This is a genomic window from Nonomuraea endophytica, from assembly GCF_014203235.1.
GTDB classification, from domain to species: domain Bacteria; phylum Actinomycetota; class Actinomycetes; order Streptosporangiales; family Streptosporangiaceae; genus Nonomuraea; species Nonomuraea endophytica.
The window spans coordinates 1-16654 of the sequence record NZ_JACHIN010000021.1 but is presented as its reverse complement, the minus strand read 5'-3'; the positions used below and the strand labels follow the sequence as shown (position 1 = coordinate 16654).

General features: G+C 69.9%; 20 protein-coding genes. 8 read left to right on the top strand and 12 right to left on the bottom strand.

All coding sequences use genetic code 11. The features are described from left to right. Nucleotides 1-3 precede the first annotated feature (3 nt). Nucleotides 4-1395, bottom strand: coding sequence for a serine hydrolase domain-containing protein (locus tag HNR40_RS47430; RefSeq protein WP_184973770.1), 1392 nt, complete (start codon nt 1393-1395; stop codon nt 4-6). Between the two features lie 105 nt (nt 1396-1500). Between HNR40_RS47430 and HNR40_RS47425 the strand changes: the two genes are divergently transcribed. The 4 genes from HNR40_RS47425 to HNR40_RS47410 all read left to right on the top strand — a co-directional run bounded on the left by HNR40_RS47425 (nt 1501) and on the right by HNR40_RS47410 (nt 5340). After that, nucleotides 1501-2217, top strand: coding sequence for a TetR/AcrR family transcriptional regulator (locus HNR40_RS47425; protein ID WP_184973769.1), 717 nt, complete (start codon nt 1501-1503; stop codon nt 2215-2217). 346 nt (nt 2218-2563) lie between these two features. Then, nucleotides 2564-3235 carry a GOLPH3/VPS74 family protein gene (locus tag HNR40_RS47420; protein ID WP_184973767.1) on the top strand — a complete coding sequence of 224 codons (672 nt, stop codon included), beginning with the start codon at nt 2564-2566 and terminating at the stop codon, nt 3233-3235. 21 nt (nt 3236-3256) lie between these two features. Next, entirely contained in the window at nt 3257-4726 is a 1470-nt protein-coding gene (locus HNR40_RS47415) for an APC family permease (RefSeq protein ID WP_312896797.1), read from the top strand. Between the two features lie 29 nt (nt 4727-4755). Next, complete coding sequence (locus HNR40_RS47410; RefSeq protein ID WP_184973765.1) at nt 4756-5340, top strand: GNAT family N-acetyltransferase; 585 nt, start codon at nt 4756-4758, stop codon at nt 5338-5340. A 15-nt stretch (nt 5341-5355) separates the two neighbouring features. On the opposite strand, the gene HNR40_RS47405 is transcribed toward HNR40_RS47410, so the two are convergent. Next, the gene (locus tag HNR40_RS47405) at nt 5356-5502 is read right to left on the bottom strand and encodes a hypothetical protein (protein ID WP_184973763.1); all 147 of its coding nucleotides are present in this window, start codon (nt 5500-5502) and stop codon (nt 5356-5358) included. Here HNR40_RS47405 and HNR40_RS47400 point away from each other — a divergent pair. After that, nucleotides 5483-5869 carry an isochorismatase family protein gene (locus HNR40_RS47400; protein WP_184973762.1) on the top strand — a complete coding sequence of 129 codons (387 nt, stop codon included), beginning with the start codon at nt 5483-5485 and terminating at the stop codon, nt 5867-5869. The two genes, HNR40_RS47405 and HNR40_RS47400, sit on opposite strands and share 20 nt — an antisense overlap. 86 nt (nt 5870-5955) lie before the next feature. On the opposite strand, the gene HNR40_RS47395 is transcribed toward HNR40_RS47400, so the two are convergent. The 10 genes from HNR40_RS47395 to HNR40_RS47350 form a co-directional block, all read right to left on the bottom strand. Then, nucleotides 5956-7116 carry an MFS transporter gene (locus tag HNR40_RS47395; protein ID WP_221341695.1) on the bottom strand — a complete coding sequence of 387 codons (1161 nt, stop codon included), beginning with the start codon at nt 7114-7116 and terminating at the stop codon, nt 5956-5958. A 43-nt stretch (nt 7117-7159) separates the two neighbouring features. Next, the gene (locus tag HNR40_RS47390) at nt 7160-7597 is read right to left on the bottom strand and encodes an iron chaperone (protein WP_184973758.1); all 438 of its coding nucleotides are present in this window, start codon (nt 7595-7597) and stop codon (nt 7160-7162) included. 47 nt (nt 7598-7644) lie between these two features. Continuing rightward, nucleotides 7645-7941 (bottom strand): hypothetical protein, encoded by a 297-nt coding sequence (locus HNR40_RS47385; RefSeq protein ID WP_184973756.1) that lies wholly within the window; start codon nt 7939-7941, stop codon nt 7645-7647. 173 nt (nt 7942-8114) lie between these two features. Continuing rightward, complete coding sequence (locus HNR40_RS47380) at nt 8115-9431, bottom strand: hypothetical protein (RefSeq protein ID WP_184973755.1); 1317 nt, start codon at nt 9429-9431, stop codon at nt 8115-8117. Continuing rightward, nucleotides 9428-10771 carry a hypothetical protein gene (locus tag HNR40_RS47375; protein ID WP_184973753.1) on the bottom strand — a complete coding sequence of 448 codons (1344 nt, stop codon included), beginning with the start codon at nt 10769-10771 and terminating at the stop codon, nt 9428-9430. The genes HNR40_RS47380 and HNR40_RS47375 overlap by 4 nt, the downstream gene beginning before the upstream one ends. Next, nucleotides 10764-12035 carry an MFS transporter gene (locus HNR40_RS47370; RefSeq protein ID WP_184973751.1) on the bottom strand — a complete coding sequence of 424 codons (1272 nt, stop codon included), beginning with the start codon at nt 12033-12035 and terminating at the stop codon, nt 10764-10766. The genes HNR40_RS47375 and HNR40_RS47370 overlap by 8 nt, the downstream gene beginning before the upstream one ends. A gap of 9 nt (nt 12036-12044) precedes the next feature. Further along, nucleotides 12045-13121 (bottom strand): N-acetylneuraminate synthase family protein, encoded by a 1077-nt coding sequence (locus tag HNR40_RS47365; RefSeq protein ID WP_184973749.1) that lies wholly within the window; start codon nt 13119-13121, stop codon nt 12045-12047. A gap of 351 nt (nt 13122-13472) precedes the next feature. Continuing rightward, entirely contained in the window at nt 13473-13835 is a 363-nt protein-coding gene (locus tag HNR40_RS47360) for a nuclear transport factor 2 family protein (protein ID WP_184973748.1), read from the bottom strand. Between the two features lie 175 nt (nt 13836-14010). After that, a complete protein-coding gene (locus tag HNR40_RS47355) occupies nt 14011-14298 on the bottom strand; it encodes a putative quinol monooxygenase (RefSeq protein WP_184973746.1) in 288 nt (95 codons plus the stop codon). A gap of 108 nt (nt 14299-14406) precedes the next feature. Continuing rightward, nucleotides 14407-15318 carry an alpha/beta hydrolase gene (locus HNR40_RS47350; RefSeq protein WP_184973744.1) on the bottom strand — a complete coding sequence of 304 codons (912 nt, stop codon included), beginning with the start codon at nt 15316-15318 and terminating at the stop codon, nt 14407-14409. 99 nt (nt 15319-15417) lie between these two features. Here HNR40_RS47350 and HNR40_RS47345 point away from each other — a divergent pair, with 99 nt between their 5' ends. From HNR40_RS47345 to HNR40_RS47335, 3 genes are all read left to right on the top strand, one after another. Beyond that, the gene (locus HNR40_RS47345) at nt 15418-15612 is read left to right on the top strand and encodes a helix-turn-helix domain-containing protein (RefSeq protein WP_312896796.1); all 195 of its coding nucleotides are present in this window, start codon (nt 15418-15420) and stop codon (nt 15610-15612) included. An 83-nt stretch (nt 15613-15695) separates the two neighbouring features. Then, nucleotides 15696-16247, top strand: a complete 552-nt coding sequence (locus HNR40_RS47340) for a hypothetical protein (protein WP_184973740.1) — start codon at nt 15696-15698, stop codon at nt 16245-16247. A gap of 231 nt (nt 16248-16478) precedes the next feature. Beyond that, on the top strand, nt 16479-16654 hold a 176-nt coding region (locus tag HNR40_RS47335), incomplete at its 3' end, for a transporter permease (RefSeq protein WP_512699322.1).

Below are 16654 nucleotides of genomic sequence, written 5' to 3'. Positions count from 1 at the left end.
CGGTCAGGTGGCTTTGACGGCTACACGCATGCCGACCTGCACGTACGGCCGGCCGTCCGGCAGCGTGGCGCAGACCACCGGCCAGAACTCGTCCCCGACCGGCATGCCCACGGCGGCGAACACCGTGCCGGCCGCCGTCCGCGACACCGGCACCAGATCGGCCTCCAGCGGCGGCGCGAAGTGCCGCATCTCATCGACGAACTCGTAACGCAGCCGCCCGCCGCCGTCCGCGCCCCGGCTGATGGTCGTGACGACTCCGGCCCGAGGGTATGTCCCCACCAGCGGCGTCAGGTCCACCTCAGGCGGGTTCGCGGGCGGGGCGAAGGGCGGCGGCACGCGTACCCCGGCCAGCTCTTCGAGCAGCTCCCCGACCAGGTCGGAGTACAGGCGGCCGACCGCACCGCCGTTGGCCAGCAGCGCGACGGCCACGCCCGCGCCGGGCAGCACGCGCAGGAAGGAGAACTGGGAGACGGCGCTCCCGTCATGCCCGAACCCGGGCACCCCGTTCCAGTCGTGCAGGGTCCAGCCCAGTCCCCAGCCGTCCGCCGAGACGGACCACTTGTCCAGGCTGTCGGCCTCACGCCGCCGCATCGCGGCGACCGCGTCGGCGGCCAGCACCCGGGCGCCGTCGTGGGCGAGCCCGCCGTCCAGGTGCATCTTCGCGAAGCGCACGACGTCCCCGGCCGAGACGATCACTCTCCCGTACGGCCCCGCCGAACGCGGCATCATGTCCCAGATCGGCGCCGGTTCCGGCATCCGGCCGGGCTCGCCCACGTGGCCCATGGCGGCACGGAAGCGCAGCGCCTCCTCCGGCAGCGTCATCGACCGCTCCAGCCCCAGCGGCTCGAACACCCGCTCCCTCAAGGCCTGGTCCCAGGTCAGGCCGGTCAGCACCTCGACCAGCCGGCCCAGCACCACGTAGCCGGAGCTGCCGTAGGACAGCACCATGCCGGGCGGGCAGTCCAGCGGCACCCCGCGCAGGGCCTCGACGTATCGGGCCAGGCAGTCGTCGCCCCGCCCCGAGTCGTACATGAAGTCGTTGGTCATGCCGCCGGTGTGCGAGAGCAGCTGCCTGATCGTGATCGTCCCGGAGGCGTCCGGGTCCGGGGTGCCGAACTCGGGCAGCACGGCGGCCACGGGCGCGTCCAGGTCCAGCTCGCCCGAGGCGGCCAGCTGCATCACGAGGGTGGCGGTGTAGACCTTGGCCAGCGACCCGGCCAGGAACACCGAGTCGGGTGTGGCGCGCACGCCGGTGCCGCGGTGCAGCAGGCCGCTGGCCAGTTCGTGGATAGTGCCGCCGGTCAGCACCGCCAGCGTGGCTCCGGGCACGTGGTGGGCGGCGCGCAGCTCGTCGAGCCTGGCCTGCCACCGGTCGGCGGAAAACGGGGTTGTCATGGCTACCTCCGTACAGTGTTCGGACTCCGCACACTGTACGGACAGCGTTGGGTGTGCGCAAGCCGTACACTGTGCGGGAGGGAGTGCGCGAGACGAGGAGAAGGCATGTCCGGCGAGAAGGAGTTGTCGGTGTGGACCCGTCCGCGGCCTCAGCGGCGCGAGCAGCCGGTGCTGAGCCGCGAGCAGATCGTCGCCGCCGCGCTGGAGCTACTGGACGCCGAAGGCATCGACGCCCTGAGCATGCGCAAGCTCGGCGCCCGGCTCAAAGCCGGCGCCACCTCCATGTACACGCACGTGGCCAGCAAGGAGGAATTGCTCGAACTGGTCGTGGACGAGGTCTACGGCGAGATCGAACCGCCGGCGCCGGGGGAGGACTGGCGGGCGGACATCGTGGTTTTCGCCCGGAACGTGCGGGCGGGACTGCTGCGTCATCCCTGGATCGGATCCGTGCTCGGCGAGGCCGGAGTGGCCTACCTGGGGCCGAACGTGCTGCGCATGTCGGAGGGCACGCTCGCGGTGTTCGAGGCGGGCGGCTTCTCCCTGAAGGCGGCCGACCGGGCGCTGAACACGGTCATGGCCTACATCATCGGCCGGGCGACCAGCGAGGCCGCGTGGCTGACGAGGCTGGCCCGGCGCGGCCAGAACGAGCAGGAATGGGCAGAACGCCTGTGGCCCGCGGCCGAGGAGGCGGTCAGGTCCTACCCCAGGCTCGCCGCCCTGTACGCGGGCCAGCGCGGCCAGGACCAGCACGAAGCCCGCGAGCGGGAGTTCGAGGAGGGGCTCGAATGTGTCCTGGACGGCCTGGCATCCCACCTGAAGTGAGGACAAGTCACATTTGACGTGGCGAAATTGCCCATCGCCCTCATAGCGGCCTCATAACCTGCGAGCCCGGCATAGAACCCCACGTTAAGCGCCATCTGCGCTAACGGAGAGACATATCGTGATTTATGTTCATGCCGATACTTGTGAAGAGTCAAGTGATGCTTGACGCCCTGTGGGTGTATTCACCATGATCAGCCGGGTTGGAAAAGTGCGGATTTGCATGCCGGCAAATCCCGACAGGAGGCCCGGAATGGATCGCACCGTCGATGGCACCTCTCGCCACCCCACAGCCCGCACCCGCGCGCCCGAGGGAGCAGCCTGACCGATTCGTTCCCCTCCGATCCTCATGACATCCCGACCCGTCCTTCCCCTGGCCGACGATCTGTTCCTGGTCGCCTGGGACGTCACCATTTCCGGGCAGCCCCGCCTGCACCCGCACGGCATCGCTCTGGCACTGGCCGGAGCCTTGCTGACCGAGCTGGTGTTCGCCGGGCGGCTGGCCGTACGCGAAGAGCAGCTCGTCGTCGTCGGCCGGGGCGCCGTCCAGGACCCCCTGGCCGCCAGCGTGCTGGCCGAGCTGGTCGCGCACCCGCAGCACACCTCGATCCCCACCTGGCTGGCCTACATGGAGAGCCAGGCCACCACCATGGTCGCCGACCGGCTCATCAGCGACGGGCTGCTCGTGCGCGAACAGCCCCGCCTGCTCAGGAACCGCCAGCCCCGCTACCGCTACGCCTCCCGCGCCGTCTTCGGCCGGGCCGCCTGGCCCCCGGAGCGGCTGCGGGGCTGCCTGGTCGCGCACCGCCCCGTCCCCGACCAGGACATGATGCTCCTCGCGCTGGTCGACGCGTGCGGCCTGACCCCCGTGCTGCTGAACGACCCCGCGATGCGCCGCACCGGCGAGGCCTACCTGGCGACCGTCCTGCGCGCCCTGCCCGCGCCGCTGAGCGTCCTGGCCCGCCAGGTACGCGCCGCCGTCGGCAACGCCGTCCTCACCTATCGCACCCGCCGCCTCTGACCCCCTGGAAAGGAACCCCCCGTGACGACGCAGCATCGCCACCCCCCGGGCGACCGGATCACCGCCGCGCTGGCCGCCAACCGCCTCGGCGTGCCCGCCGTCGCGTTCTTCGTGCTGTCGGCCGCCGGGCCGCTCAGCGTCATCGCCGGAGTGGTCACCACCGGCTACGCCGTCACCGGGATCACCGGCCTGCCGATCGCGTTCCTCGTGGTCGGCGCGGTCCTCGCGCTGTTCGCCGTCGGGTACGTGGCGATGGCCCGCTACATGGCCAACGCCGGGGCCTTCTACACCTATGTCACCCACGGCCTGGGCCGTCCCGCCGGAGTGGCCGCCGCCTGGGGGGCGCTGCTGGCCTACAACTCCATCCAGGTCGCCCTTTACGGCGTGTTCGGCGCCGCCTCCGTGCCACTGCTGGCGGCCTGGCTCGGCGTCACCCTGCCCTGGTGGCTCATCGCCCTGGTGGCCTGGGCGTTGGTCCTGGCGCTCGGCCTGTCCCGCGTCGACCTCAACGGCCGCGTGCTGGCCGTCCTGCTGATCGCCGAGATCGCGGTCATCCTCCTGTTCGACCTGGCCGACCTGTTCCATCCCGCCGGGCCGTCGCTGGCCTGGGAGGCGCTGTCACCGGCCGCGTTGTTCTCGCCCGGGATCGGGGCGCTGCTGGTCATCGCCATCCTCGGGTTCGTCGGCTTCGAGGCCGCCGTCGTGTTCTCCGAGGAGTCGCGCGACCCGCGCCGCACCATCCCCGCCGCCACCTACCTGTCCGTCGCCGTGATCGCCGGCGTCTACGCGCTGTCGTCCTGGCTCATGCAGGTGGCCATCGGACCCGCCAACATCGCCGCCGTTGCCCGCCGCGACAGCGCGGAGACCATCTTCATCCTCGCCGCCGACCACATGGGCGACGTGATCGCCACCATCGGCCGGGTCCTCTTCATCACCAGCACCTTCGCCGCCATGCTCTCCTTCCACAACACCAGCGCCCGCTACCTGTTCGCGCTCGGCCGCGAACGTGTGCTGCCCGAGGTGTTCGGCCGCACCACCGCCCGCACCGGCGCCCCCAAGACCGGATCCATCGCCCAGAGCTGCCTCGGCCTGCTGGTCATCGTCGTCTACGCCATCCTCGGACTCGACCCGATGGTCCAGCTGTTCTACTTCGGCGGCACCCTGGGCGGCTTCGGCATCCTGGTGCTGCTCACCGTGACCGCCATCTCCGTGCCGATCTACTTCGCCCGCAACCCCCACACCGAACCCCGCACCCACACGCTCTTCGCCCCGGTGGCCGCCGCCGTCATCCTGGTCGTCATGCTCGGGCTGGCCATCACCAACTTCGCCACCCTGCTCGGCGTGCCCGAGGGCGACCCGCTCGCGGTCATCCTGCCCAGCCTGTACGGCATCGCCGCCGTACTCGGCCTGATCTGGGCCTTCGTCCTGCAACGCCTGCGCCCCGGCATCTACCAGCAGATCGGCCAGGGCGCCAAGGCCGTAGCGTCCTGATCCCGCCACCCCTCGAAGGAGCACACCCCGTGTCCGAGTCCCGCGTCGTCCACCGGGCCGCCTACACCGACGTCGACCAGGTGGCCGCCCTGGTCGGCACCGCCTTCGCCGGTCTGGGGGTCGTGGCGTACATGATCTCCGACCCCGAGCGGCGCGCGCCGGTCATGTCCGCCTGGGCGGCCATCCTCGTCGAGGACGCCCTCAAACGCGGTCACATCGACCTCATCACCGACAAGTCCGAACTGCTGGGCGCGGCCGTCTGGTTCCACCGCGAGGAGCCCCTGCCGGCGCCGGACGACTACGACCGGCGCCTGGCGGAGGCGGTGGGAGAGCACCAGGAGCGCTTCCAGACCGTGGACGAGCTCCTGGAGGAGCACCACCCCCACGCGCCCCACCACCACCTGCTGTTCCTGGCCGTCCACCCGGACCACCAGAACCGCGGCCTGGGCAGCGCCCTGATGGACCACCACCACGCCGCCCTGAACGGCCTGCCCGCCTACCTGGAGTCCGCCAGCCCGGAGAGCAGCCGCCTGTATGCCAGGCACGGCTACGTCGAGCGCCGGCCGATCGTGTTGCCGGACGGCGCCAGGTTCTGGCCCATGTGGCGGCCCTGACGCGTCCCGACTGGCTCAGCCGAGCAGGTCGAGGTCGAACGGGGCCGGTGTAAGGCGGAATCCGGCCGGAGGCTCGGCCCCGAGGAGGCGGGTCGGGAAGTAGTCCCCCAACTCCTTGATCGCGGCGACGTGGTCGCCCTCGATGCTCCAGCTCGACGGCAACGCCCTGCTCGACAACGTCGCCATGTTGGCCCGCGCGGCCAAGCTCCTGGAGGTGCCGACCGTGCTGACCACGGTCGGCGCCCAGGGCGGGGCGCTCGCCGATCCGATCTTCACCCGGATCAGCGACGTCTTCCCCGACGTCACCCCGATCGACCGCACGACGACGGCCGCGTGGTCCGACCCCAACGTGAAGGCCGCCGTCGAGGCCACCGGCCGCCGCAAGCTGATCATGGCGGGGCTGTCGACCGAGGTCTGCCTCGCCCAGACGGTCCTGGGCGCGCTCAAGGACGGGTACGAGGTCTACTTCGCCAGCGACTGCTCCGCCGCATCACCATCGAGGGCCACGAGGGCGGCAAGGCCCGCATGATCCAGGCCGGCGCCGTCCCGATCAACGTGTCGGTCGTGATCAGCGAGTGGGCCCCCGACTACACCTCGCCGAGCGCGCGACCCGGCCTAGCGATGGGCCGCGGCCGACACCGCCGCCAGCACGGCCAGCCCGATCAGCGCCGCCGCCACCGCCCCCGCGTCGAACAACGGCCCGACGAACAGCCCGCCCGCGAACGCCGCCAGCCCGGACACGAACGCGTACATGCCGTTGTAGACCCCGACCCGCCCCGCGGGCGCGCGGCCGACGATCGTCTGGAAGGCCGCGGGCGTGGTCAGGCCGTTGCCCAGCCCACTCAGTACGGCCGCCGCCACCAGCACCACCACCTCCCACCCCGGCAGCACCGGGTAGGCGGCCAGGACCAGGTAGCTGCCGCCCAGGCAGAGCATGCCGACCCGCATCACCCAGGGCCGTCGCGCCCTCCCGGCCACGAACGGCTGCACGCCTGCCGTCGCGACGGCGACCGTACAGAAGAAGAGGGTGATCAGGCCGGAGTGGCCGACGCTCAGCGGCACCACGGACACGGCCTGGCTGACCAGCAGCGTGCCCGGCGCGGTGACGACGGCGAAGCGCAGGAACGGCCGGTCGCGCACGACCTCGGCCACCCCCCGCGCGAGCATGAGGCCCTCGGCCCGCCCGTCGGGGCCGCCCACCCGGCGCAGCGTCCAGAACAACACGGCCGACACCGCCCACGCGGCGGCCGACACGCTCGCCACGAGCACGAACCCGCCCGCCAGCAGCACCAGCCCGACCGGCGGCCCGGCGACCGCGGCGATCTGGCCCGTCACCACGTAGACGCCGAAACCCTTGGGCCGCACCCCGTCAGGCAGCCTGGCCAGCAGCGTCTGCGCCGCGGGATGGAACAACGCCCCGCCGATCGCGAGCAGTAAGGCGCCCGCCACGAACCCGCCCGGCCCGTCGGCCAGCCCCAGCAGCCCGAACGCGGCGACCCTGAGCACGCACGCCGCCGCCCCGGCCAGGCCGGGACCGATCCGGTCGACCAGCCAGCCGAAGGGTAGGAACAGCGCATACTGCATCGCCACCCGCAGGCCCAGCACCAGCGCGATCGTGCCGGCGAGCAGGCCGACGTCGGCGCGCAGGTGCGTGACCAGATGGGCCATCACCGCGTAGTAGCCCAGCGAGGCGGCCAGTTGCACGCACACCACGGCCGCGATCACGCGACGGCCCGAGATGACCGGTGCTTCGGCCGGCGGGGAGATACGCTGCAAGATCACCAATCCGGGAGCGGGAGAGCTCCCGAGGATAGCGGCCTCAGCCGGCGGCCTGCTTCACCAGCGCGGTGATCCTGGCCTCGACCTCGGGCGTCATCTCGGTCAGGGCGTAGGAGGTCGCCCACATCGCGCCCTCGTCCAGCTTCGCGTCCTCGCTGAACCCGAGCGTCGCGTAGCGGGTCTTGAACTTCGCCCTGGCCTGGAAGAAGCAGATGAGCTTGCCGTCCAGGGCGTACGCGGGCTGGCCGTACCAGAGCTTGGGCGCGAGGGACGGGGCGGCGGCGGTGACGATGGCGTGGACGCGCTCGCCCAGGACGCGGTCGTCCTCCGTCATCTCGGCGATCTTTTCCAGCACGTCCCGCAGGGCCTCGGCGGCCTTGTCGGCCTTCGTGCTGCGGCGCGCCGCCTTCTTCATCTCGGTGGCGTGGTCCTTCATCGCGGCCCGCTCCTCGGCCGAGAATCCCTCGTAAGTGCTCATGGTGGATCTCCTTCGTGAAACTGGACTTGAAAGGTATCGCTCGCCGTTCAGGACTCGTCGACGACCTGGCCGTTCTGGGCGGTGGCGTCCTTGGTCAGCGCCATCGTCAGCGGGGCCTCGGGGAAGTTGGGCATGTCCGCGAAGGCGGCGCCCATCTGGCCGATGCTCTCCCAGTGCCAGGTGTCGGTGTAGGTGCCGTCCTCGAGCCTGATCAGAACCGCGTGGGTGAGGCCGGGGTGGGACTCGCGGATGGTGGCGATCAGCGAGCCGCGCCGGGCCAGGAACTCCTCGAGGTCGGCCTCGGCGATGGAGTAGCGGTGCGCGCGTACGACGGAACGGTTCATCTGTGCTCCTCGGGTTGTTGTCCGTGTGAGTACAGATTCGGCGTCGTGGTTAATACATCCGCTGTGCGTCGGCGATGTATGGGCCGAACGCCGGGATTTCGCGGACATGGATCGGGTGGCCCGGGGGCTCAGGCGCCCCGGGCCACCCGGGTCTGTGGTGCCGCTGGACGGTTTCAGTAAAGGAAGATGCCGGTGGTCCTCGTGGCCGGGGTGACGCCCATGCCGATGATCGGCGCCTCCGCGTGCGGCAGCGCTCTGATGTGCGAGCCCGCGTAGCCCTCCGGGGTGAGGAAGGCGTCCCAGGCGGCCGCCCACAGTTCCAGCTCGCCGGTGTCGGGGTTGACCACGGGTTCGGGGCGGGGGCGTACCCGGCGCTGGACCACCGCGCCGGTGGCGACGCCCTGCTCGACGGCGGCGCGCCAAGTCTCGGCCGGCACGTCCCAGCCCGCGACGATGCCGCTGCCGCCGAAGTCGGCCCACGGCTTGATGATCAGGTCGTCCTGCTGGTCCAGGCACTGCTCCGGCAGGTCGCCGGGGACCAGGCGCCTGGTCCAGGGGAGCACCCTGTCCACCAGCTCCAGCTCCCCGGCGGACAGGGTCGCCCGGCAGCCGGGGTCCGACAGCAGCGCCAGGCAGCCCTTGTTGTTGTAGATCTCGCTGGCCAGCGTCGTGAACAGGACCGCAGCGCCGTCGGCGTGCGCCCGCAGCACCGGCTCCACCGCCTGCTCGCCGCCGGACGCTGACATGATCTCGCCGATGTTGAAGTAGCGCAGCACCAGGTCCACCCGCCGCCCGCCCAGGGTCAGGGTCGTGCCGTCGTAGGCGGTCTGGCTCAGCTCGCCCAGCACCACCTCGATGCCCAGCCCGGTCAGCGCCTCGGTGAACGACTCGACCAGGTTCAGGTACGTTCCCAGCTCGCCGTCCGCCTCCACGAAACCGACGACCGGATCGCGCGAGCCGGTCACCGGGGCCGCCGCCGCGCGCAGGGCCGCGGCCACGCGCTCGCCGGTGTGCACGAAGTCCAGCGCGTGCTCGACGGCGAACGACCGGAACGCCGGCACCTCCAGGAGCGCCGCGGAGATCTGGGCACGGTCGGCGCCGCCCAGCGCGCTGCCGAAGTTGAACTCCAGCAGGCGGAAGGATTCGCCGTCGTGGTAGAGGTCGGCTCTGCCGTACAGGGTGGGGCGTTCCGGGAATCTGGCCAGCAGCGCCGAGCTGCGCGCGTCGAAGCCGAGCGCGGCGCAGAAGGCGGCCACGTCGCCGCCGTGCAGCCGCTCGGGCAGCGAGACCAGCACGTCGAACAGCCGCGTCAGCTCGTCGGCGAAGCCCAGGATGCGCTCGCGCGCCATGAAGAACGGACGCGGCAGCAGCCGGTGCGCGCAGGAGGCGGCGAACTTGTCCGTCAGCCGGATGTCGCTCATCGCCTTGGCGAGTTCGCTGCGGCCGGCCTCGCAGCGCTCGATGTAGACCTCGGTCACACGGTCGGTCATAAAGCTGCTCCTTCGACCAGGAAGACCCCCGTGGACGGTCCTGCTCCCAGCCCCCTGACGATGCTGGCGCCCTCGGGCATCGCCCTGGCGTAGCAGCCGGAGTAGCGCCCGCCGGGCATGACGAACGGCCCCAGCACGCCCACCCATCGCGACACCTGGTTCGTCCGCGGATCCATGACCTCGAACGGCTTCGGGCGTACCCGGCGCTGGACGATGGCGCCGGTGGTCCTGCCGTCGTCGAGCGCCTCGCGCCAGTCGCGTTCGCCGCTCTCCCAGCCGACCACGATGCCGGTGCTGCTGAAGTTCGCGCGCGGCTTGAGTATCAGCTCGTCGCGGTGCTCGCGGCAGTAGTCGACGAGGTCGACCCGCTCGCCCTCGATCACCGAGTGGGACGTGCTGAGCGTGCGGGTCAGCGGCAGCACCCGGTCGACCAGCGCGATCTCCTCGGCGGTGAACGCCTCGCGCCAGCGCTCGTCGGAGAGCATCGCCAGGCAGCCCTTGCTGTGGTAGAGCGCGCTGTCCAGCGTCGCCCACAGCACCACCCGGCCCTCCTCGTGCAGGCGCTCGATGCGTTCCACCGCCGCCATCGGTGCCTCGCCGGAGACGATCTCGTTCTCCGTGTAATAGCGGAGCACGACGTCGATCCGACGACCCCGCAGCCACAGGCGGCCGTCGCGCTCGGTGACCTGGCCGACCTCGCCGAGCAGCATCTCGATGCCCTGGCCCGCCATCGCCTCGCGCAGCGACTCCACCATCGGCAGGTACACCTCCAGCCCGCCGTCGCACTCCAGGAACGCCACCACGGGATCGGCGCCGCCGGTGATCGGGGCCGCCGCCTTACGCCACTCCTCGGCCAGGCGCGCGGCCGCGTTCACGTAGGAGAGGCCGTGGCGCTCGGCGAAGTCACGGAACGCCGGTACGCGCATCAAGCCCGCCTCGACCGCGGATCGGTCGATGCCGCCCAGGGAACTGCCGACGTTGAACTCCAGTGCCTTGTAGGAGTCGCCGTCGTGGTAGACGTCCGCCCTGCCGTACAGCAGAGGGGTGGCGCGGTAGCGGCGCAGGACGGCGTGCTTGGCCGGCTCCAGGCCCAGCTCCTTCAGGTAGGCGTCGAAGTCGCCGTCGAACAGCCGCGCGGGCAGCTGGAAGACCAGCTCGTAGAGGGCGTGCAGGTCGGCGGCGAGCGCGCGGGTGGGCTCGGCGTCCACGAACAGCGGGCGCGGCAGCGTGAGGTCGCCGCCGTGGGCGGCGAGGAAGGCCGGGCCGAACGGCGCGGCGTCCTTGGCCTCCAGCAGCGCCCGATTGCCCTCGGCCACCTCGGCCAGGTACCGCTCAGTCATCGGAGCGAACATCTGAACCTTCCTCTTCCGACGGAAGCTCGCGCATCCACCGCAGCGGCGAGAAGTAGACGGGCAGCCAGGCCACGGTCAGGCCGATGACCGACACCCACAGCGCGGTGCGCACCCCGGCGAACTGGCCGACCAGGCCGGCGACACCCGCGCCGACGGCCAGGGAACCGGTCATGAGGAAGCGCATGGTGGCGTTCATCCGGCCCAGCAGCCGGTCGGGGGTGATGCGCTGGCGGAAACTGACCAGGACCACGTTGTTCATGCCGATCCGCAGCGTGACCGCGAGCCAGCACACGTACGTGATCCACTGCCAGACGCCCGGCTGGACCAGCGGCACCAGCAGGCACAGGGGCGCGCCGACCAGCCCGGCCAGCCACAGCGACGGCCCGTAGCCGATGCGGTCGGCCACCCGCCTGGCCGTCGACGAGCCGATCAGGATGCCCACGCCGCCGAAGGTGAAGAAGATGCCGATGTCGCCGGCGTTCAGGTGGAGCAGGCGGGTGAACACCAGCGGGATCGAGATGATGCCCACCATGAGGAACAGGTTGGTGACCGCGCCCTGCAGCGCGATCGGCCGCAGGAGCCGATGGCGCAGCACGAAGGAGACGCCCTCGCCGACCTCGCGCGCCAGGTGCCGATCGGCCCGGCGCTCCGGCTCCGGCTCCTTGACCCGGATGCCGAACAGGCACAGCGCCGACCACAGATAGGTCGTCGCGGTGACCGCGATCGCGATGGGCGCCGCGGCGAGCTGCACCAGGAAGCCGCCCAGGCTGGGGCCGGCCACGGTGGCGCCCGCGTCCCAGGACTGCAGGTAGGAGTTGGCCTGGACCAGGCGATCGCGGCCGACGGCCGTCGGCAGGTAGCTCAGGCTGGCCACGTCGAAGAAGACCCGCCCCACCCCGGTGAGCAGCGCCACCGCGAACAGCTGCCAGACCGTCAGGACGCCCAGCAGCCAGGCGATCGGGATCGAGGCCATGAGCAGGGCGCGGCCCAGGTCGGCGACGACCATCACCCAGCGCCGCCGGGTCCGATCCAGCCACGCGCCCGCCGGCAGCCCGATCAGCAGGAACGCCATCGTGTCCAGCACGCCGATCACCGCGACCTGGCCGGGGGAGGCGTTCAGCGCCGAGATGGCGACCAGCGGCAGCGCGACGAAGGCGATCTCGACGCCGACCAGACTGGCCGCCGCCGCCATGAACACCCGCCGGAAGGCCTGGTGCGAGAAGAGGGACGGGACTTTTTCTGTCGTGGCCATTCCGTGGACCTATCCGTTGGCGGTGGGTGGGCCGGCGGCGAGCTGCTCCATCTCGAATGCCTCGTCCTCGCGCACCGCAACCGCCAGGCGCCTGCCCAGAAGCTGGTCCATCTGGTACGGCTTGAGCCCGTCGCCGGGAGACTTGCAGGCGACGTCGCACTCGGTCAGCAGGTGCCCCTCCGGCAGGTCGTGGGCGGCGACCAGCTTCTTGCCCAGCTTGCGCACCGCCGCCAGCTCCTGCGCCGAGCAGGTCTTCTCCGGGGAGCCCAGCATCTGCCGGGTCGTGTCCAGCGCGGCGGTCAGCGTGCCGAGCTGCGGCGGGGTCAGGGAGAAGTGGTGGTCGCTGCCGGGGCGGCTCTGGTCGAGCGTGAAGTGCTTCTCGATGACCCGCGCGCCCAGCGTGTAGGCGACCAGGCTCGCCTCGACGCCCAGGTCGTGGCCGGAGAAGCCGACGACGACGTCCGGATAGTCCTCGCGGTAGCGGGTGATCACCGACAGGTTCAGGTCCGCGGGACCGGCGGGGTAGACGGCGGTGCACTGCAGCAGGGCCAGGTTCGGGTTGACCGGGAGGATGGTGTCGACGGCCCGGCGTACCTCGTCCCTGGTGCCGCCGCCGGTGCTGACGATCAGCGGTTTGCCGGTCTTGGCCGCGTAGCCGAGCAGCGGGGTGTTGCTGAGGTCCGCGGAGGCGATCTTGATGGCCGGCGGGTCGAACTCCATCAGGAAGTCGACGCTCGGGAAGTCGAAGGCGGTGGAGAAGAAGTCGATCCCCGCCTCCTTGGCCACCTGGGCGAGGTGCGTGTATTCCGTCCTGCCGAATTCCAGAGCCTCGCGGTGTTCTCCGTAGGTGGGGCCGAAACTGTTCCGCCCTTCGTAGGGCTGCGCGTACATCGCCTTGGTGAACAATGTCTTGTTGTCGCGCTTCTGCAGCTTGGCGGCGCTCGCGCCCTTGACGGCGGCGCTCAGCACGAGTCGCTCCGCCTTTTCCAGGTCGCCTTCGTGGTTGTGCCCGATCTCCGCGATGACGTATGCGCCGGAGCGGTCCGAGATCACTCTGTCGGCTATTGCCAGTTCCCGCGAACTCATCTTACCCCTTTTAAGGGAATGCATTTTAATTTGCTTTGTCCCGCGACTTTCATAATGAACATGCGGCGGAATGCGGGCACCCGGTCAAGAGATACATGACGGCTCATCGCACTGTCAACAGAAGTCATTTTCGCGCGATCGGCCTTAAAAGCCGGATAGGGATGACCCTTTAAGCACGGCGCGGTGACGTGCGGAGCGTTGGCATGAGGCTTGTGGCACGGCGACCTCAGGCGTTGCCCGGGATGCGGTCGCCGTGCCCGATCGGTAAGACCCATTGCGGGACCCTGGTTCAGGCGGCTTTAAAGCGGCGCTTCAACCAGGGGGACAGAATCTTTCACCATTCTTTCGGGGCTAGCCCGAATAGACCGGAGCCAGGTCGATGAAGATGCGGTAGTCGGAGATCAGGCCGTCGTCGCGGGTGTGCCAGATCGACACGGCCGCGATGCTGACGTGCGAGCCGTCGAGCCGCTGGTAGGTCACCTCGGTCTCGGCGACGGTGTCGGCGTCCACCTGCCACGTTCTGACGATCTTGTGTGCCAGGCCGGCGATGGTGGCGTAGAACCCCCGCAGCCCTTTGGTGACGGCGTCGTGTCCCAGCATGGGCTCGGCGTTGCCGAACACCATCCTGACGTCCTCGGCCAGTAACCTGACGAACTCACCGGGATCAAAGGTGTCGACCGCCTGGAAGACACGCCGTGCCTCATCATGGGACATGCCGATCTCTCCTTGCATGGTACGGAACCGGGGTGCTGTGCCTCAGCACCCCCACCAGCATCCGAACCGATCTCCGACCGGAAAGCAACGAGACTTTTACCGGTCTTGAATGCGGTCACCATTGTCAAAGGATCCCTGGCTCCGTCGCCGGTAGTTTATCGGCGTCGATATTCCGTCAGGTCAAAGAGCGCACGCCGGCGATGTCGTACTCGGCCACCGACGCCGAAAGCATCGCCGCGCCCTGGTCGTCGCTCGGGCCGCTGCCGCGAAAGGCTTCAACGGCCGCCTGCGACTCCCAGCGCTCGAAGATGTTGACGCGGCCGGAATCGAGCAGGTCCGCGGTGATGGAGAAGTCGAGACAGCCCGCGGCCCCGCGAGCCTGCCGGACGACGTCCGCGCAATCAGCGAGGTAGGAATCGCGGTGCTGGGGTTCGACGATGATGTGCCCTGCGACGATGACCACGGGGTGCTCCTGGTTCTGGCGTCTTCATGGTGAGCCGGTGCGGCTCCTTGCCACCCATGTAGACACGCTGAGCACCCGAAACTCATCGGTCGTGCCTCTCGGGCCTGTTCAGGCGGCCGGGGCCGCGGAGGGGAGGTGGCGGCGGAGGAAGGTGATCTGGTCGGCGGCTACCTGGTCGCGGATGCCCGGGTCGGTGTAGAAGCTGAAGTGGGTGCCCGGGTATTCACGGATCTCGCCCCTGGGGGCGCTGTTGGCCAGGGCGCGGGTCGTCTCGCCGGGGGTCTCCCGGTCGGCGGCGGCGATGCAGACGAGGAGCGGCTGGGTGAGGCGGGCGGCGTCCTCGGCCGGGCGGTAGCGCATCATGGGGATGAACGCTCTGGGCGCGACGCTGTTGCGCCACAACGTCTGGCCGCCCTCGCCGGTGAGCGTGCTGATGTGCTCGTCGGCCTCGTGGGTGGTGGTGACGGCGAGCTCGCCGGGACGGCCCACCATCGGGATGTAGTACGGCCGCAGGCCCAGCTTGCCGCGGATGGTGTCCCAGAGGATGGCGGCGAGAACCCGGAGGGTCTGGCCGGTGCTCCGCCCTTCGACCCGCTTGGGGAAGCCGTTGTACGGGATCTGCGAGACCACGGCGACGATCGCCGGGTCGTCGGCGGCCACGGACACGACGTGCGCGCCGCCGAGCGAATTGCCCCACAACGCGATCTGGCCGGGGTCGACGCGTTCGTGGCCGCGGGCGAAGGCGACGGCGGCGCGCAGGTCGTCGTGCTGGCCTTCAATGCTGGCGAGCTGCCGTGGCTCGCCGCCGCTCTCGCCGAAGGAGCGGTAGTCGAAGACCAGCGCCGCGATGCCCTCGGTGGCGAAGCGCTCGGCGTAGCCGTACAGGCGGTCCATGGTGCCGCTGAAACCGTGGCAGAGCACGACGCAGGGGAGACGCCCGGACCCGCCGGCCGGCAGGTAGAGATACCCCGCGCAGGGGGTGCCGGACGACTGGAAGGACACTTTCGTGCGTTCATACATGGTGTGGCCCTTCAGTGAACTGACTTACGGTAAGTAGAATAGCCAAGAATCTGACCCAAGGTAAGTGCCGTCTTCTCAGGAACCCCGTGAGCGCCCCGCGTGCCACCCCGCAGCGGATCCTCGCCGCCGCACGCACCCTGTTTCGCGGCCCGCGGCTACCGTGCCACGTCCATGCAGGCCATCGCCGACCAGGTCGGCATCACCAAGGCAGCGCTCTACTACCACTTCACCTCGGTTCGGGGTCTCCAGGGCGACGATCTACCGCTGTCTCAAAAACTAATTATGAGACTTTGATTTCGAAACGGCAATGCCGTGGCGATGGAGAAGACGGGGCCATACGTCACAACATCTTCGGGACTCCGCGCGTCGGATTGACTATGAACTCAACTACCGAGCACATCGGCCGTCGATTCGGCGCCTTGGCGGGCGTCGCCGCCCTGACGATGGTCCTGGGCGGCGGCGTCGCCAGCGCGGCCACCACGGATGGCGCGGCGGCATCGGCCGCGAGCCGGGTCGATTGGCCGTCCGTGGTGGAGCCGGCGCTGAACTGTCCCAAGCCGCGGCCGAAAGCCGCCTGGTACGTCGTGCGTGCCCCCGTCGCGGCCGTGGGCGACGTCACCCGGGACGGACGCCGCGAGACCGTCGTCGTGTCCTCGTGCCCGAGCCCGACGTCGAGCAACCCCTTGGTCGCCTTTGTCTACGGCGGAGCCGCCAAAACCAAGACCCCTCACCTGCTCGGGAAGCTCGGCACGAACCGCTACTTCAAGTCCATGAAGGTCTCGATCCGCGGCGGGCTCGTGCACCTGCGCGGCAAGGTGATCAGCGACCGAGCCCCCAGATGTTGTCCCGACCTGAACGTCAGCCAGACCTACAGGTGGGACGGCACGAAGTTCCGCAGGACGGCGGACAAGGCGACCCGCATCTCCTGAGCTCGCGAAGCAGGACCACGGCGGCATCGGTGGAGCGCTCACCGGTGCCGCCGCTGGCATCTCCAGGTACATCCACGATGCGGAAAAGATCTACCGTAATACGGAATATATGCGGTTTCGGAGAGCGCAAAAGTCTTGACGGGCAAATGTGAGCCGGGTCATACTCTCGCAAGGCGGAAATTAGTTTCCACATAATGGAAAACCCCCCACGTCGACCGCTGGAGTCTCCGCATGTCGGTGCAAGTCATCACGATCATCGTGCTAGCCGCAGTGTTCCTCGTAGCCACCGTGTTGCCCGTTCACATGGGGGCTCTGGCGTTCGTCGCCGCGTTCATGGTCGGGGCCTTCGTGCTGGGCGAGGGCAAGGACGACATCGTCGCGGGCTTCCCCGGCGACCTGTTCGTCAT

Excerpts from the sequence above, each read along its gene's own strand:
- HNR40_RS47430 (WP_184973770.1), bottom strand. The coding sequence starts at position 1,395 with ATGACAACCCCGTTTTCCGCCGACCGGTGGCAGGCCAGGCTCGACGAG.
- HNR40_RS47425 (WP_184973769.1), top strand. The coding sequence starts at position 1,501 with ATGTCCGGCGAGAAGGAGTTGTCGGTGTGGACCCGTCCGCGGCCTCAG.
- HNR40_RS47420 (WP_184973767.1), top strand. The coding sequence starts at position 2,564 with ATGACATCCCGACCCGTCCTTCCCCTGGCCGACGATCTGTTCCTGGTC.
- HNR40_RS47400 (WP_184973762.1), top strand. The coding sequence starts at position 5,483 with ATGCTCCAGCTCGACGGCAACGCCCTGCTCGACAACGTCGCCATGTTG.
- HNR40_RS47390 (WP_184973758.1), bottom strand. The coding sequence starts at position 7,597 with ATGAGCACTTACGAGGGATTCTCGGCCGAGGAGCGGGCCGCGATGAAG.
- HNR40_RS47385 (WP_184973756.1), bottom strand. The coding sequence starts at position 7,941 with ATGAACCGTTCCGTCGTACGCGCGCACCGCTACTCCATCGCCGAGGCC.
- HNR40_RS47380 (WP_184973755.1), bottom strand. The coding sequence starts at position 9,431 with ATGACCGACCGTGTGACCGAGGTCTACATCGAGCGCTGCGAGGCCGGC.
- HNR40_RS47375 (WP_184973753.1), bottom strand. The coding sequence starts at position 10,771 with ATGACTGAGCGGTACCTGGCCGAGGTGGCCGAGGGCAATCGGGCGCTG.
- HNR40_RS47370 (WP_184973751.1), bottom strand. The coding sequence starts at position 12,035 with ATGGCCACGACAGAAAAAGTCCCGTCCCTCTTCTCGCACCAGGCCTTC.
- HNR40_RS47365 (WP_184973749.1), bottom strand. The coding sequence starts at position 13,121 with ATGAGTTCGCGGGAACTGGCAATAGCCGACAGAGTGATCTCGGACCGC.
- HNR40_RS47360 (WP_184973748.1), bottom strand. The coding sequence starts at position 13,835 with ATGTCCCATGATGAGGCACGGCGTGTCTTCCAGGCGGTCGACACCTTT.
- HNR40_RS47350 (WP_184973744.1), bottom strand. The coding sequence starts at position 15,318 with ATGTATGAACGCACGAAAGTGTCCTTCCAGTCGTCCGGCACCCCCTGC.
- HNR40_RS47340 (WP_184973740.1), top strand. The coding sequence starts at position 15,696 with ATGAACTCAACTACCGAGCACATCGGCCGTCGATTCGGCGCCTTGGCG.